This is a genomic window from Goodfellowiella coeruleoviolacea, from assembly GCF_024171785.1.
Taxonomy (GTDB): domain Bacteria; phylum Actinomycetota; class Actinomycetes; order Mycobacteriales; family Pseudonocardiaceae; genus Goodfellowiella; species Goodfellowiella coeruleoviolacea.
On sequence record NZ_JAMTCK010000024.1, the window covers coordinates 1 to 16,726 of the forward strand.

The window sequence follows — 16,726 nt, forward strand, 5'->3', positions numbered from 1 at the left end:
CCCTCCAACGGACCAACCAGAACACGCCCACCCGCCACCAACGGCGACCACAACCCCGTCACCGTCAGATCGAACGCGAACGACGTGTGCACCAACGACACACCCGACACCGCCGGATACACCACCCTGGCCCGCTCGACATACGCCCCCAACGACCGATGCTCCACCACCACACCCTTCGGCCTGCCCGTCGAACCCGACGTGTAGACCACATACGCCGTCGACCGCGGATCGATCACCACACCGAGGTCCTCCACCGGCCCGTCGACATCCACCACCGCCACGTCGTCGACCACCAACACCGGCGCGGAATCCGCCAGCAGGAACGCGATCCGCTCAGCCGGATACGCCGGATCCACCGGCACATAACCCGCACCAGCCTTCAACACCCCCAGCATCGCCACGACCAGCTCCACCGAACCCGGCAACACCAACCCGACCAGATCACCCGGACCCACCCCGGACGCCACCAACCACCACGCGAACCGATTCGCCCGCGCGTTCAACTCCCCATACGACAACGACCCCACCGCGAGCGCGTCCGGCTGCCGCACAACCACATCCTCGAACTGCCCCACCACCGACCCACCAACCACCGGCCGAGCAGTGGCGTTCCACGAATCCACCAACCACGAACGCTCCACATCGGACAACAACTCCACCGCAGCCACCCGTACGCCAGGGTCGTCCGCCACCGCCACGAGCACGCGGGTCAGGCGGTCCAGCACCCGCCGCACCTCGTCGGCGGCGAACAGGGCGGGCTGGTAGTCCAGCCGGACGCGCAGCCGCTCGCCGGGAATGGCGGACATGTAGAGCGGGTAGTGCGTCGCGTCGGTGATCTCGACGTCGGTGACCTGGGCGGCACCCAGCGCGTCCAGTCCGTCGGCGGCGTCGAGCGGGTAGTTCTCGAACACCATCTTGGTGTCGAACAACTCCGCGACCCCGACCGCACGGGAGATCTCCGCGAGCCCGAGGTGGTGGTGGTCGACGAGCCGTGCCTGCTCGGCCTGCACCTCCGCCAGCACCTCGGCGAGGGTGGCCGAGGCGGGCACGCGGACGCGCACCGGCACGGTGTTGATGAACAGCCCGACCACGCGCTCGACGCCGGGCAGGTCGGCGGGGCGGCCGGACACCGTGCCGCCGAACACCACGTCCGAGCGGCCGGTCAGCTGGCCGAGCACCATCGCCCACGCCACCTGGAACACGGTGTTGACCGTGACGCCGAGCCTGCGGGCGGACTCCGCGAGCCGGGTGGTGAGGTCGGCGGTCAGTTCGGTGGTGACGCGGCCGGGCAGCTCCGGTACGTGGTCGGTCGCGGACGGCGCCACCAACGTGGGTTCGTCCACCCCGGCGAGCGCGTCACACCACGCGGCGACGCTCGCCGCGCGGTCCTGGCGCGCCAGCCACGCGAGGTGTTCCCGGTATTGCGGGACACGCGGCAGCTCCGCCGCCGGGTCCGCGTAGCAGGTGAACAGTTCACTCGCCAACACCGGCAACGACCAGCCGTCCCACAGGATGTGGTGGTTGGTGAGCACCAGCCGGTGCCGGTCGCCGCCCAACCGGATCAGCACGAACCGCAGCAACGGCGGGCGGTCCATGACGAACCCGGCCGTCCGCTCCGCCTCGATCACCGCGTCCGGTTCCTGCGTGTCCACGACCCGCCACGGCACCTCGACCCGGTCGACCACGACCTGCACTGGTTCGCCGTCGGCCCGCCACCGGAACCCGGTGCGCAGCACGGTGTGCCGATCCACCAGGGTCTGCGCGGCGGCCCGCAGCGCGTCCGCGTCCACCGGCCCGTCCAGGTGCAGCACGAGCTGCGCGGTGTAGACGTCCACGCCCCGGTTGTCCACTGTGGAGTGGAAGAGCAGGCCCTGCTGCAGTGGTGACAGCGGCAGCACGTCCGCCAGACCGTCGACCTCCGCCTCGAAGTGGTCGATCTCGTCCTGGGTCAGCGCCACCAGCGGGAAGTCGGACGGCGTCCGACTTCCGGTGCCCGCGCCCGCGCCCGCGCCCGCCACGATCGCCCGCAGCTCCCCGAACCACAGCTCGGCGAGTTCCCGGACCTCCTCGGCGGAGAGCAGGTCGGCCGCCCACGACCAGGTCGCGGTCAGGTGCGGGCCGTCGTGGCGGTCCTCGGTCACCGCGTTCAGCTCGACCGGGTGGGTGCACAGGTCGGCGGCGCCGCTGACCGCGCGGCTCTCGTCGCTGAGTGCCCACGGCTCGGTGGTGCCGCCGCTGGCGAACCGGCCAAGGTAGTTGAAGGCGAGCTGCGGTGCCGGGCGGGTGGCGAACACCGGTGCGGTGCGCGGGTTGGCGTAGCGCAGCAACCCGTAGCCGACCCCGCCGTCGGGGATGGCGCGCAACTGTTCCTTGACCCGCTTGACCGAGGCGACCACGTCACCGTCGCCCGGGTCGAGCCGCACCGGGTACACGCTGGTGAACCAGCCGACGGTCCGCGACAGCTCGGCGCCGGGCACGAGGTGTTCCACGCGGCCGTGTCCCTCGACGTCCACCAGGACCGAGGACACGCCACGCCACCGGCGGACGGCCCGGCTCAGTGCGGTCAGCAGCACGTCGTCGACACCGGCGTGCAACGCGGCGGGCACCGACGACAGCAGCGGCGCGGTGACCTCGCGCGGCAGGGTCAGTGCGAGCTGGCCGACCGCGGCCGCCACCCCGGTGAACTCACCCGCCACGAGGTCGCGGTCCCCGGCGAGCACGTCCTCCCACAGCGGCAGCTGCGCGGTCGTCCCGGGTGCCGTCGCGGCCGCGGCGAGCCCCTCCGCCCAGGTGCGGTACGAGGTGCCCGTCGGTGCGAGGGCCACGGACCGGCAGGCGTCGCGCAGGTCCGGCAGCAGGATCCGCCACGAGACGCCGTCCACGGCGAGGTGGTGGAGCACCACCAGCAGCCGTCCCGTGCCGCCCGTGTCGAGCCACACCACCCGCAGGAGATCACCGGCGACCGGGTCGAGTTCGTCGGCGGCGATCCGGGCCTGGTCGCGGATCGCGTCGTGCACGGTCCGCTCGTCGGCCACGACCCGGCGCACGCACGCGGCCACGTCGAGCGATCCCGGTGCGGCAACGCGGATCCGCCACCCGTCCCGGCCAGGCACGAGCCGGGCCCGCAGCGCGGCGTGCCGGTCCACCACGGCGGCGAGTCCGGTGACGAGCGCGTCCAGGCCCAGTTCGGGGGGCACGGTCAGCACCACGGCCTGGTGCGCACGGGCGAACTGCTCCGGTGTGCACAGCTCGGCGAACCGGGCCACGACGGGCGGGGCGGGCAGCACACCGACCCCGGTGTCCTCAGTGGACCGCGCGGGCGCGGAAGTGCCGGCGACCGCGGCCAACTCGGCGACCGTCTGCTTCAGCAGGACGTCCCGCGGCGAGATGGCCAAGCCCGCGGCACGGGCCCGGCTGACGAGGCGGATCGCGACGATGCTGTCGCCGCCCAGGTCGAAGAAGCGGTCGTGCACGCCGATCGCGGGCACGCCGAGCACCTCGGCGAACAACCCGCACAGCAGCTCCTCGACCGGTGTCCCCGGTGGGCGCGAGGACACCGTCCACTCCGGTGCGGGCAGCGCCCGGCGGTCGAGTTTTCCGTTGCGGGTCAGGGGAAGCGCGTCGAGCGTCACGAACGCCGACGGCACCATGTACCCGGGCAGGGTGCGCGCCACGTGGTCGCGCACCCGCTCGGCGAGCCCCGCCGCGTCCGTGCCGGCCACCAGGTAGCCGACGAGCCGCTTGCGGCCGTCGTCCTCGTGGACGACCACCGCGCAGTCGGCGACCTCCGGGTGCGCGGCGACCGCGGCCTGCACCTCACCCAGCTCGATGCGGAACCCGCGGATCTTGACCTGCTGGTCCGCGCGCCCGAGGTACTCCAGCGTGCCCTGCGCGTTGCGCCGCGCCACGTCGCCGGACCGGTACATCCGGCTGCCGGGTGGCCCGTACGGGTTGGCGACGAACCTGGTCGCGGTGAGCGCGGGCCGGTTCACGTAGCCTCGGGCCACGCCGCCGCCCGCCACGTACAGCTCGCCCGGCGTGCCCGGTGGGGTCGGCCGCAGCCCGCTGTCCAGCGGGAACGCCTGCTTGTCTGCCACGGGCAGGCCGATCGCCGACGCGGTCAGGCCCGCCGCGGTCGGGCGGTCCAGGGGGAAGAACGTGTCGAAGACGGTGGTCTCGGTGATGCCGTAACCGTTGACCAGCACCGGCGCGTCGTCGGCGTGCCTGGCGTACCAGCCGGCGAGCCTGCCGAAGTCCAGTGCCTCGCCGCCGAACACCACGTACCGCAGCGCGAGCCGGGCGGAGGTCTCGGCGTCCTCCTCGTCGGCACGCATGAGCTGGTAGAACGCCGACGGGGTCTGGCTGAGCACCGTCACGCGCTCGTCAGCCAGCAGCCGCAGGAGGTTCGCGGGCGCCCTGGTGACGTCATCGGGCACCACGACCACGGTGCCTCCGTGCAGCAGCGCACCCCACAGCTCCCAGACGGAGAAGTCGAACGCGTAGGAGTGGAACATCGTCCACACGTCGTCCTCGCCGAAGGAGTACCAGCGCGACACCGACGAGAACAGCCGCACGACCTCGGCGTGCGGCACCAGCACGCCCTTCGGGGTGCCGGTGGACCCGGAGGTGAAGATCGCGTACGCGGCGTTGGCCGGCCGCAGCAGGCGGTCGGGTCTCGTGTCCGGCATGCCGTCGGCGTCCGCGGGTGCGACGCGGGGGTAGGGCAGGCCGGCGTGGTCCTCGTCGGTGACCACCGCGACCGGGTTGACCTCGGCGAGGATGCCCGCGATCCGCTCCTCGGGCAGATCGGGGGCGAGCGGCAGGTAGGCGGCACCGGACTTGAGCACGGCGAGGATCGCGACGACCACGTCGGCCGAGCGCGGCAGCAGCAGCGCGACGAACCGGTCCGGTCCCGCGCCGAGCCCGATCAGCTGGTGCGCGAGGCGGTTCGCCGCGGCGTCGAGGTCGGCGTAGGACAGGCGGGTGCCCTCGCACACCACCGCGTCCGCGTCTGGGCGCCGTGCCGCGGTGGCCTCGAACAGCTCCGGCAGCGTCGCGGCCGAGCGCGGGCGCGCCGTACCGTTCCAGTCGACGAGCAGCCGGTGCCGCTCCTCGTCGTCGAGCAGGTCGACCGCGGTGATCGGGGTGTCCGGTGCGGTGGCGACGGTGGTGAGGAACCTGCGGAACCGCACGGCGATCGACTCGGCGCTCGCGCGGTCGAACACGTCCGTCGCGTACTCGAGCACGGCCGACAGCCCCGCCGGCGTCTCCGTCACCTCCAGCAGGAGGTCGACCTTTGCCGCCTCGGCGCCCACGACCGCCGTGTCGGTGGTCAGGCCGGGCAGGGACAGTTCGGCGCGCTCGTTGTTCTGCAGCGCGAGCAGCACCTGCACCAGCGGTGTGCGGCCGGCGGCGCGGTCCGGGCTGACGGCGTCGACGACCCGGTCGAACGGCACGTCCTGGTGCGCGTACGCCGCGAGGTCGGTTTCCCGCACCCGGGCGAGCAGCTCGGTGAACGCCGGGTTGCCGCCGGTGTCGACGCGCAGCACGAGCGTGTTGACGAAGAACCCGACGAGCTGGTCGAGCGCGTCGTCGGAGCGGCCCGCGATCGCGGTGCCGACGGGGATGTCGGTGCCCGCGCCGAGCCGGGTCAGCAGCGCGGCGAGTGCGGCGTGCAGCACCATGAACACGCTCGTGTCGGTCCGCTCGGCCAGTGCGACCACGGCGGCGTGGGTGTCCGCGTCGACGGTGAACGCGACCCGGTCGCCTCGGCCGACCGGCCCGTCCGGATACGGCCGGTCGGTGGGCAGCTCGATCCGCTCCGGCACGCCGTCGAGCGCGGCCCGCCAGTACGCCAGCTGCCGCGCGCCGGTGCTGTCCGCGTCGTCCTCGGGTCCCAGCAGGTCCCGCTGCCAGAGCGTGTAGTCGCGGTACCGCACGGGAAGCGGCGCGAACCCGGGTGCCCGGCCGGCCGCGCGCGCGGTGTACGCGGCGCCCAGGTCGCGGGCGAGCGGCGCCATCGACCAGCCGTCGGCGGCGATGTGGTGCACGACGAGCAGCAGCACATGCCGGTCGTCGGCCACGCGGAACAGCAGTGCCCGCAGCGGCAGGTCGTGCGCGAGGTCGAACGGGACCGCGGCCGCGTCGGCCAGCACGGTCGGCAGGTCGGTGTCGGTGACGTCCCGCACCGCAACGGTGAACGCGACCTCGTCGGTGGGCAGCACCACCTGGCTGGGCTCGCCGTCGTGCTCGGCGAAGACGGTCCGCAGCGTCTCGTGCCGGTCGACCACGTCCCGCAGCGCGCGCGTCAGCGCGTGCCGGTCGAGGTCGCCGGTCAGGCCGACGGTGACGGAGATGTGGTATGCCGAGCCGTCCTCCCCGTGCAGCCGGTTGAGCAGCCACTGCCGCCGCTGCGCCGAGGACACCGGCATCGGGTCGGGCAGCGCGCCGGTGCCGAGCGCACGCCGTGCCGGTGCGCTCTCGGCGACGGCAGCCGCGATGCCCGCGACGGTCCGCCGGTCGAACACGGTCGCGATCGACAGCTCCACGCCGAGCGCGGCCCGGACGCGGCTGATCAGCCTGGTCGCCGACAGCGAATGTCCGCCAAGGGCGAAGAAGTCGTCGTCCACACCGACCGACGGCAGCCGCAGCACCTCCGCGACCAGTGCGCACAGCACCCGTTCTGGCTCGGTGCGCGGCAGCCGGCCCGTTGCCGTCACGCGCGGCTGCGGCAGTGCCGCTCGGTCGACCTTCCCGTTGGGCGTCAGGGGAATCGCGGTCAGCGGGACCACGACCGAGGGCACCATGACCGCCGGCAGCCGCGCGGCGGCCCACGACCGGACGTCGGCGACTCCGGCGGTGCCGGTGACGTACCCGACGAGCCGGTCACCGCGCACGGCGGCGACCGCGGCACCCACCGCGGGGTGGGCGCGCAGCACCGCCTCCACCTCGCCCAGCTCGACCCGCGTCCCGCGGATCTTCACCTGGTCGTCGGCGCGGCCCGCGTACTCCAGCCGCCCGTCGGCGCGCCAGCGCGCGAGGTCACCGGTGCGGTACATCCTGGTGCCGGCGGCGAAGGGGTGGGCGACGAACCGTTCGGCCGTCAGGGCCGAGCGGCCGAGGTAGCCACGCGCGAGCCCGGCGCCCGCGAGGTACAGCTCCCCCGTCACGCCGACCGGCACCGGGTTCAGCGCGGCGTCGAGGACGAACGCCCTGGTGTTCCACAGTGGACTGCCGATCGGGATGACCGGGTCCTCGGACCACGCGTCCGTGCACAGGCTGTCGCCGCTGGCCTCCGAGGAGCCGTAGAGGTTGGTCAGCCGCGCGGTCGGGAACGTCTCGTGGAACTGCCGGACCAGGCCGACCGGCAGCGCCTCGCCGCTGCTGACCCAGCACCCGCACGAGCGCAGCCGCCCGGTGTCGTCCCGGTCGAGCAGCGCGGACAGCAGGCTCGGCACCACGGTCAGCCGGTTGACGCCGTGCCGTTCCACCAGTGCGACCAGGTGGTCGACGTCGCGGATCGCGTCCGCGACCACCACGGTCGCCCCGTGTGACAGCGGGCCGAGCAGCTCGGTCGTGCCGTCGATGAAGTTGAGCGAACTCTTGGCGAGCACCACCTCGCCGGGCCGGTGCGGCAGCTCCTCCTGGCCCCACAGCAGCCGGTTCACCGCGCCGCCGTGCAGGCCCACCACGCCCTTGGGCACACCGGTGGACCCGGAGGTGTAGACGACGTACGCGGGGTGCGCGGCCTCGATCGGGCCGCCGCGCTCCGCGTCGGTGACGTCGGCGGTGTCCGGGACGAGCGGCTCGTCGACGAACAGCAGCCGCGCGGCGGTCTCGGGCAGCGACGCCGCCGCCGTCGTCAGCACGATGGCGGGCCGGGCGTCCGCGAGCATGAACCGCGTGCGCTCCAGTGGGTAGTCGAGGTCAAGCGGCAGGTACGCCGCACCGGCTTTCAGCACCGCGAGCACGGCGACGACCAGCCGCTCGTCGCGTGGAAGTGCCAGCCCCACGAGGGTTTCGCGCCCGGCGCCCGCCGCGATCAGCTTCCTGGCGAGCGCGTTGGCGGCGAAGTTCACCTCCGCGTAGGTGAGCGTGGTTCCGCCAGCCACGACCGCCCGCGCGCCGGGCGCGGAGCGGACCTGCCGTTCGAACAGCGCGGGCACCGACAGCGCGGGCACGGTCCGGCTGGTGTCGTTCCACGCCACCAGCACGCGGTGCCGCTCGGCGGCAGGCAGCACCGGCAGGCCGCCGACCGGCGCGGCGGGGTCGGCGGTGAGCAACCCCAGGAACGCCACGAACCGCTCCTGGTGCCCGACGAGGTCGGCCGCGGTGTACAGCGCGGAGTTGCCGTGGAGGTTGAGCCGGATGCCGGTGCCCGCGCCCGCGTCGCCGTACACGTTGATCGCGAGGTCGTGCACCGGCCCGGCGGACAGCTGCCGCACGGCCGCCGTCGCCTGGCCGAGCTTCCAGTCCAGCCCGAACGACATCACGTTCACCACCGGACCGGTGGCGGTCTGCCCGGTGTCCCGGTGGACGTCCTCGGCGCGGTGGCGCTGGTGGTTCACCACGTCCCGCAGTCGCGTCGTGGTCTGGGCGACCAGCTCGGCGAAGGTGATGTCCTCGGCGACGGTCAGCCGCAGCGGCAACTGGTTCGCCAGCACGGCCGGCGTGGCGAGTGCCGCCGCGGTCATCCGCGCGGCCATCGGCACCCCGAGGACCAGTTCGCGCTGTCCCGTCATCCGGTGCAGGTAGGCCGCGACCGCTGCGATCACCACCGCCGACCACCGGGTGCCCAGTTCCCGTGCGACCGCGTGCACCCCGGCGCGCTGTGCCGGGGTCAGGTCCACGGCGGTGTGCGCGGTCGTCGCCGACGGCGGAGCGGCACGGCCGGTGAGCCTGGCCGGCGCCACCGGCTCGGCGCACGTCCGTGCCCAGTGCGCGCGGTCCCGCTCCGCACGCGGCGACCGCGGGTAGGCGTCGGCCTCCTCGACGAGCGTCGCCAGCGGTGCGAACCGGGTGGCGGGCGGCGTGGCACCGACGGTGAACGCCGAGTACAGCTCCGCGATCCGCCGCAGGTACAGCAGCTGCCCGAACCCGTCGAGCACGATGTGGTGGTAGCGCAGGTAGAACTCCCACGACTCCGGGCCGGTCCGCAGCAGCGCGTGGGTGAACAGCGGGCCGTCGCCGAGCCGGACCGGGGTGGCCAGGTCGGCCGCCATCCACTCGCCGGCGGCGGCCTCGGGGTCCGGCGCGCACGTGAGGTCCACGCCGTGGAACGGGACGTCCCCGGTCCACGGCACCTGCCACAACCCCTCGTCGTCCTGTGCCAGCACGACACGCAGCGCCTCGGCCTCACCGGCCGCGTGCCGGACCGCACGCTCAAGCAGCCCCGGGTCGAGCGGGCCGTCGATCGTCAGCCGGACCGCGCAGTTGTAGTGCGGGCTGTCCGGCGCGATCGCCTGGCCGTACCAGATCCCGTGCTGGCTCGGCAGCGCACGCAACCGGCCGCTGTTCGCGTCAGGCACTGTCTCTCCTCTTCGGACGGACGAGGGGTGCGGTGGTCAGCGGGCCGTGTTCAGCTCGCCGACCAGGAACGCGCTCAGCGCGTCGATGGTGGGGTGGTCCCACAGCACGGTGGGTTCGAGCACCAGGCCGAGGTGGTCCTCGATATCGGTGCACACGGTGAACGCGGCGACCGAGTCCAGCCCGTACTCGCCGAACGGGACGTCCGACGCGATGCTCTCCTTCGGCGCGTCGACGTACTCGGCGACGCGTTCGGTCAGCCAGGCGCCGATCGACTCGACCGTGGGGGTGGAAATGTCGGCGGTCATGCGCTCTTCTCCTTCGTCGTGCCGGTCGCGAACGGCCTGTTCGCGATGCCGAAACCGCGGTTGTCCGCCAACCGCTGGGAAAGCTCGTCGAACAGCCGCGCCTCGACCGGCTCCGGCAGCAGCGGCACGGGACCGCCCGGCTGCCGCGACAGGCGGGTGAGCGCGGCGGAGAGCCACGCGGGGTCGCCGAGGAACGCGTCCGTCCGGTTGTGCCGCCACAGCTGCAGGCACGCGGTCGCCGTCAGGACCGTCACGTAGGCCTCGACCAGGTCGTAGGACCGGTTCGGCGCGGTCATCGCGAGGTCTCGTGGTGCGAGGCCGGCGCACCGGGCGGCCAGGTCGCGCAGCCGTGCGGCGAACGGCCCGGCGAGCGCACGCACCTGCGGGTCGGCGCCCTCGGCCGCGGCCAGGAGCGACGACGCGAGCGGGTCGCGACCGCCCGCGCTCAGCGCGAGCGCGTCGAACGACAGCGGCGGCAGGTCGGCGCCGAGGTCGAACAACACGGCGGGCGCCCCATCCCCCGAAAGCCACGCGCGGCGAGCGAGCGCGGGCAGCTGCGGCAGGATCGTGGACTGGCAGACCGGCCGTCCGATGTGGCCGAAGCCGACCGGTTTCACGTCGCGCACCAGCTTCTGGAAGATCCCGTGCGCGCCGTCGCGCAGGTAGAACCGCGCGCCCATCACGACGGACAGCTGGTGCACCGCGTCGAGGACGAGCTTGGCGACGCCGTACTTGACGGCTGGCGCGTACACGCTCGTCTGCCCGGGCAGCACGTGCAGCGCGCGGGTGGCGACGGTCGCGAACGCCTCGGCCGTCAGCAGGTCCGCGAACGCACCGGTGAGCACGGATCGCAGGTGCGGGATGTCGACCGCGCGGCGGCCGTAGAGCGTGCGGTTCGCGGTGTGCCGCAGGGTGACGCGCAGGCCGGTGTCGAGCAGCCCGGTCGACATCGCCACCAGCGTGGTGCGGGTGATCTGCAGGGCGCGCATCGCGGTCTCCAGCGCGCCGCCCTCCGCGCCGAGCACCGCGTCCCGGCCGATCCGGGCGCCGTCCACGACGAGCCCGCCGAGTTGCACGCCACGCATGCCCACCGTGCGGAACCGAGGCAGGTAGGAGAGCGCGTCGCCGGGCAGCTCCGCCTTGTCCAGCAGGACGAGTGAGTGGCTGCGGCTGCCCGGCCGGTCGCCGGTGCGCGCGAACACGACGACGGCGTCGGCGCGCTGGACGTTGGTGATCACCTCCTTGCGGCCGCGCAGGACGAGGTGGTCACCGTCGGGGGTGGCCGCGAAGTCGGCACCGGCCATGTCGTTGCCGTGGGCCAGCTCGTGGAACGCGCACGCCACCTTCCTGCCGGACAGCAACAGGTCCGCGACGCGGCCGCGCTGCGCGGAACCGCCCGCGGTCCACACGTTGACCCCGGCGATGAGCGAGCTGGCGCCGTAGCCGAGCCCGAGGCAGGGGTCGCGCCGGTACACCGAGCGCATCAGCTCGACGAGGTGGTCGAGCCGGGTGAGCCTGCCGCCGTCGGCCGACGGCACGAACTCGGCGCCCAGCCCGAACTCGTCCAGTGCCCGCTCCCCCGCCGCGAACATCTCACCGCGTTCGTCCGCGGCCAGGATCTCGGCGAACGACAACGGGTTCGCCGGGTCGAACGGGTCCCCGAGCCGTCGCTCCAGGTCCGCCACCCGCGCCGCGCCGGTCATGCTCGACCTCCGTCCAGCAGCGACACCGCGCCGTGCGCGAGCACGGCGGCCGCCACGTCCTCGTACGCGTCGTCAGCGCCGTCGACCGGCACCCCGAGCCGGGTCAGGGCGAGCGTGAGGCAGGCGCGCAGCCAGCAGCCGCGTTCCCACCGCGACGCGGGGTTGGCCACCCACACGTGCACCGCGGCCGCGGCCGCGAACAGCAGCTCGTACCGCTCGGCGAGCCGGAACGCGGCCGTCGGCACGGCACGGGCGACGGGCCGGTGGCGAGCCAGTTCGGCGTGCACCGCGCCCGACTCCCGCAGCAGCGCGTCGGCGAGGTCCGCGAACTCGGCGGGCAGCTCGGCGAGCGCCGAGGACAGCCCGGAGACGATCGCGTTGCCCGTGCGGGACACCAGCACGAGGCGCGCGGTGTCCAATGTGGGCAGTGGCTCGGCAAGGCACACCGTGGTGGTCACGTCGAGCGCGTTCCGCCGCGCGAGCCGGGGGAACTGCGTGATGAGCGAGGCGCGGTTGACGAGCGTGCTGCCGTCGAACAGCCCCACGATCCGGTGGTCGCGCTCGAGCTTCGCGAACTCGCCGTGGCGGTAGTCGGCGGTGAGGAACCCGCGCGTGCCCATCAGCTCGGCCAGCTGCTCGATCGACTGCTCGACCGCGGTCGGCACGAATGCCTTCACCAGTGCGGACGTCACGCTCAGCTCGTCGGGCAGCGTGTGGGCGGAGCGGGCCGCGACGACGGCGGCCGCCTCCGCGAGGAGCACACCCGTGGCGGCCTCGCCCAGCACGCGCCGCATCCTCGGCACGTCGGACAGCCTGCGGCGTCCCAGCACCCGCTCCCGCAGGAACTCCGCAGCGATCGCCACCGCGTGGTCGCCCGCGCCCAGCGACAGCACCGTGCACGTGGTGCGGGTCAGCTGCAGCGCCTTGAGGGTGATCTCGATCCCGGCGCCCTCGTCGCCGACCAGCACGGCAGCCGCACCGGTGAACTCGACACCGCTGATGTCCGCGCCGCGGATGCCGTGCGTGCGCAGCTTCGGCGTGCGGCGCACGGTGCCGGGGCGCGGATCCCTCAGGTCGGCGAGGAACACGCTGAAGCCGCGTGGTCCGCCGCCGGGTTCGGTGCGGGCGAGGACGCACATGAGGTCCGCCCGGGTGGCGTTGTTGATCAGCCACTTGGCACCGTCGAGCACCCAGCCGTCGCCGTGCCTGGTCGCGGTGACCGCACCGGCCATCAGGTCGCTGCCGTGGTCGCGTTCGGTGAGGCCCCACGACACGATCCCGCCCGAGCGCACGGCCGACGCCAGCGCGGCGGCCTGGTCGGCCGACCCCGCGACCCACACGGACACCGAACCGAGGAACGTCTTGCCGTGCGCGATGGCCACGGTCAGGTCGCGCCGGGCCGTCGCCCGCATCACCGCCATCACGTCCGGCAGTTCCGCGAGCGCACCGCCGAAGCGGGCCGGGACGTACCAGTCCGGCAGGCCTGCCGCGTCCAGTTCGGCGCACGCGGCGGCGGGGAACTCCTCCGCCTCGTCGAGCCGTGCCAGCTCGGCGGGGTCGAACGGGCCACCCGGCCCGGACCGTCCGCTCAGGACGGCGGCAACGGTGTGCGCGGCGAGCCGCGCTGGCGCGCCCGCGGTCATGCCCGGCCCTCGCCGTCGACGTGCACGGCCTCCAGCTCGCCGCCGAGGTAGAGCCTGCGCATGAGCAGCCGCTGGATCTTGCCGCTGGTCGTGCGGCGGACACCGCCGGGGCGCAGCAGCACAACGCCCGCGGCACGCACGCCGAACTCCCGCGCGACGGTCTGCCTCATCGCACCGGCGAGGCCGGCGAGGTACTCGCGTTCGTGGCGGCCGCGGACCTCGTGCGTGACGACCAGCGCCTCACCGTCGTGGCCCGCCGGCACGGTGAACACCGCGCCAACGCCGTGTTCGAGGTCGCGGTGGCGGGCACGCAGCTCGCTCTCCACGTCCTGCGGGTAGAGGTTGCGGCCACGGATCACGAGGACCTCCTTGATGCGGCCGGTGACGTACAACTCCCCGTCGTGCAGCAGCGCGAGGTCGCCGGTGCGCAGGAACGGGCCCTCGCCGTCGGCGGTCACCGCACCGAACCCGGCGGCGCTCGCGGCCTGGTCACCCCAGTAGCCGGCCGCGACGCTGGCGCCGCGCAGCCAGAGTTCACCGATGTGCCCTTCGGGCAGGGCCACCCGGGTGGCCGGGTCCACGATGCGCGCGGTGCAGTCGTGCACGGTGCCGCAGGACACGAGTGTCCGACTTGGACGGTCACCGCGCACCGGTGCGAACCGGTGGTGTTCGAGTTCCTCGGCGTCCACGTCGAGCGTCACCGGCGGGCGGCCGGGTGTGCCGGACACGAACAGCGTGGCCTCGGCCATGCCGAAGCACGGCATCATGGTCTCCGGCCGGAAGCCGTACCGGGCGAACCGTTCGGTGAACGCGGCGAGCACGGACGCCTTCACCGGCTCCGACCCGTTCACCGCGAGCCGCCACCGCGACAGGTCCAGCCCGTCGACCTGCGCGTCGGTGACCCGCCTGCAGCACAGCTCGAACGCGAAATCCGGTGCGGCGGACACGGTGAGGCCGTACCGGTCGATCAACCGCAGCCACAGGTGCGGGCGCTTGAGGAACGCGCCGGGGCTCATCAGCACCGACGTCGCGCCGAAGAACAGCGGCGGCAGCAGGTGCCCCATCAGCCCCATGTCGTGGTAGTTCGGGATCCAGCCGCCGATCCGGCTGTTCTCGTCGAACCCGAACACCCGCGCCACGCCGCTCGCGTTGGACAGCAGGTTGCCGTGGGTGATCACGACGCCCTTCGGGTCAGCGGTCGAGCCGGACGTGTACTGCAGCACGGCAACGCTGTCGCGGTCGCTGTCCGGTGCGCGCCACGCGTCGACGTCGGCGTCGACCGGGGTCACGCCGATCACGGCCGAGGGCGCGTGCTCGGCCGCCCACGCCCGCACGGCTGCCTCGGCGGCGGCTTCGGTCAGCACGACCGCCGTGCTGGCGTTGTCGGCGATGCGGCGCAGCCGCTGCCGCTCGTGGGGGCGCGGACCGGGCACGGGTGCGGGGACCGCGATCATCCCGGCGTGCAGGCAGCCGAGGAGCGCGGTGATGAAGTCGAGTCCCGCCGGGAACAGCAGCAGGACGCGGGAGCCGAGGGGTGCCCTAGCGGACAGCCAGACCGCGATCCGCCGCGCCCGCTCGTCCAGTTCGGCGTGGGTGAGCCAGGCCGCGCCGTCCTCGGTGTCCGGATCGGACACCATGACGACGGCGCGGGAGTCGGCGCGGTGCACGGCCCGGTCGCGCATCAGCGTGCACACGTCCGGCGCTTCGTCGATGGTCATCGGTTCGGTCATCGCTGGCTCACTTCCGGTGTCCTGACGGGGATCGCGTCGGCGAAGTGGTTGATGTCCGCCACCACGCCGGTGACGTCGGTGACATCACCGCGGCCCGCCCGGTCGGCGAGCAGCTCGCGGTTGCGCCGGAGCGTCGATGCGGAGAACGGCAGGCCGCCCGGCGACAGGTAGCGGATGGCGCCGCCAGGGTCGCGGGCCGGCAGCACGGCGGCGCGGGCGTTCCTGCTCGCGCTGAACGGCACGTCGAGCGCGCCGGACGCGAACGCGGCGCACACGGCCGCGACCCGGTCCCGCGCCGCGAGCAGCGGTTCGACCAGCTCGGCGACCTCGGTGAGGATCCAGGCCGTCTCCTCGGCGATCCTGGCCTCGTCGAGGCGGATGAAGTCCAGCAGCGGCGAGGTCGCGACCGCCGAGGTGATCAGGCCGAGCGCGTTGGCCTCGGCCGACGGGATGCCCCACGCCTCGTCCCTGGTCTTGGTGATGACCTTGGTGGCACCGCCGAGCCTGCCGGTGAGCGCGCCGTGGAAGACCAGCGCGTCGGCCGCGGCCCGGTCCCTCGGGAAGACACCCATGAACACGTGCAGCACCGGGAACACCTCGGTGTCCTGCGGCAGGTACCGCTCGCAAAGCAGCGTGATGGCGCGCAACGCGGCGACGTCCTGGTGGATCTCGCCGCCCTGCGGGTAGGCGATCGACACGCTCCGCACGCCCTGCTCGGTGGCGAGCACGGCCTCCAGCAGCGTGCACGCGAGGCTCACCGACGGCGGCACGAGCACCGCGGTGAGCGTGCCGAACAGCTCCCGTTCGAGCACCACGCCCTCGGCGGCGAGCGCGGCGGTGACCGCGTCCACCCGCTGCCACGCCGACAACGACTCGGCGAGCGGGACGTCCTTTGAGTACGGCAGGTTGTAGCCGATCCCGCCGCCCTCGAACGAGCTGATGCCGGCGGCCAGCGCGGACGCGAACAGCTCGCGGGCGTCCGGCGAGCCGTGCCGCACCTCCAGGGGCACCCGCACCGACTCGGTCAGCTCGCGGCCGCGGGCCCAGCCGTGCGCCACGAGCGGGTAACCGTTGAGCCGGCCGGGATCGGTCCTCAGCTCGCGTGCCGCGGTGACGAAGTGGCCGAGCCGCGTGTGCGAGTCGATGGTGACCGACAGCATGCCGGGCGCGGCGGCGGTGTCCAGGTGGCGCAGCAACGCCAGCATCTCCTCGTGCCCGCCGACTCCGCAGCGGGGCTGCAGGACCGGCCTGCCGGTGGCCCGCGCGGATCGCAGTACGTCGATCGCGGTGGGTCTGCCGGAGTCGCGCAGGTAGGCCACGACCTCGCGCCACGACGGCAGGCTCGCGCCCACCCGCGGCGCGAGCCGCAGCAGGGTGTCGTCAGGCACGGACTACCTCGTCCGGCACCTGCGCGCCGTCGGGCGGCGCCAGCAGCAGCGGCGCCAGCTCGGTGAGGTCGTCGAGCACGTGGTCGACCCCCAGTGCGAGCAGCTGCCGCTTGGCTTCCGGCCGGTCGGCCGGGTCGATCGTGAGGTTGCCGCCCACCACGACGGGGCACGGCAGCCGCCCGGCCCCGCGCAGCGCGGGCAGGTCACGCAGGTCCGCCACCGCGTGCCCGTTGACACTGCCGATCACCACCGCGCGGGCCTGCGGGTGTGCGGCCACCGCGTCGGCGAAGTCGGCGAGCGGTGTGCACACCCCGAGGTTCACCACCGCGAAGCCGAGTTCGCGCAGCTGGAACTCGATCAGCCGGTTGGCCACCGCGTGCGCATCGCTCTCCGCGACACCGAGCACGACTACTCGATCGTCCACAT

Annotated in this window: 7 protein-coding genes; all 7 read right to left on the reverse strand. The window is 73.7% G+C overall.

The window, feature by feature from the left end; all coding sequences use genetic code 11:
• Nucleotides 1–9,530, reverse strand: a 9,530-nt coding sequence (locus LX83_RS35170) for a non-ribosomal peptide synthetase (RefSeq protein ID WP_253779791.1), incomplete at its 3' end; no start/stop codon positions are given.
• A gap of 36 nt (nt 9,531–9,566) precedes the next feature.
• Nucleotides 9,567–9,836 (reverse strand): acyl carrier protein, encoded by a 270-nt coding sequence (locus LX83_RS35175; RefSeq protein WP_253779794.1) that lies wholly within the window; start codon nt 9,834–9,836, stop codon nt 9,567–9,569.
• Nucleotides 9,833–11,539, reverse strand: coding sequence for an acyl-CoA dehydrogenase (locus LX83_RS35180; RefSeq protein WP_253779797.1), 1,707 nt, complete (start codon nt 11,537–11,539; stop codon nt 9,833–9,835). The genes LX83_RS35175 and LX83_RS35180 overlap by 4 nt, the downstream gene beginning before the upstream one ends.
• Nucleotides 11,536–13,182 carry an acyl-CoA dehydrogenase family protein gene (locus LX83_RS35185; RefSeq protein WP_253779800.1) on the reverse strand — a complete coding sequence of 549 codons (1,647 nt, stop codon included), beginning with the start codon at nt 13,180–13,182 and terminating at the stop codon, nt 11,536–11,538. Before LX83_RS35185 ends, LX83_RS35180 begins: the two co-directional genes overlap by 4 nt.
• Nucleotides 13,179–14,912, reverse strand: coding sequence for a fatty acyl-AMP ligase (locus LX83_RS35190; RefSeq protein WP_253779802.1), 1,734 nt, complete (start codon nt 14,910–14,912; stop codon nt 13,179–13,181). Before LX83_RS35190 ends, LX83_RS35185 begins: the two co-directional genes overlap by 4 nt.
• A complete protein-coding gene (locus tag LX83_RS35195; protein WP_253779804.1) occupies nt 14,909–16,300 on the reverse strand; it encodes a methylaspartate mutase in 1,392 nt (463 codons plus the stop codon). The genes LX83_RS35190 and LX83_RS35195 overlap by 4 nt, the downstream gene beginning before the upstream one ends.
• A complete protein-coding gene (locus tag LX83_RS35200; RefSeq protein ID WP_253779807.1) occupies nt 16,293–16,724 on the reverse strand; it encodes a cobalamin-dependent protein in 432 nt (143 codons plus the stop codon). The genes LX83_RS35195 and LX83_RS35200 overlap by 8 nt, the downstream gene beginning before the upstream one ends.
• Nucleotides 16,725–16,726 lie beyond the last annotated feature (2 nt).

What these genes read in the sequence shown, in the direction of transcription:
- LX83_RS35190 (WP_253779802.1), bottom strand. Translation starts at nt 14,912, where the DNA reads ATGACCGAACCGATGACCATCGACGAAGCGCCGGACGTGTGCACGCTG.
- LX83_RS35175 (WP_253779794.1), bottom strand. Translation starts at nt 9,836, where the DNA reads ATGACCGCCGACATTTCCACCCCCACGGTCGAGTCGATCGGCGCCTGG.
- LX83_RS35185 (WP_253779800.1), bottom strand. Translation starts at nt 13,182, where the DNA reads ATGACCGCGGGCGCGCCAGCGCGGCTCGCCGCGCACACCGTTGCCGCC.
- LX83_RS35180 (WP_253779797.1), bottom strand. Translation starts at nt 11,539, where the DNA reads ATGACCGGCGCGGCGCGGGTGGCGGACCTGGAGCGACGGCTCGGGGAC.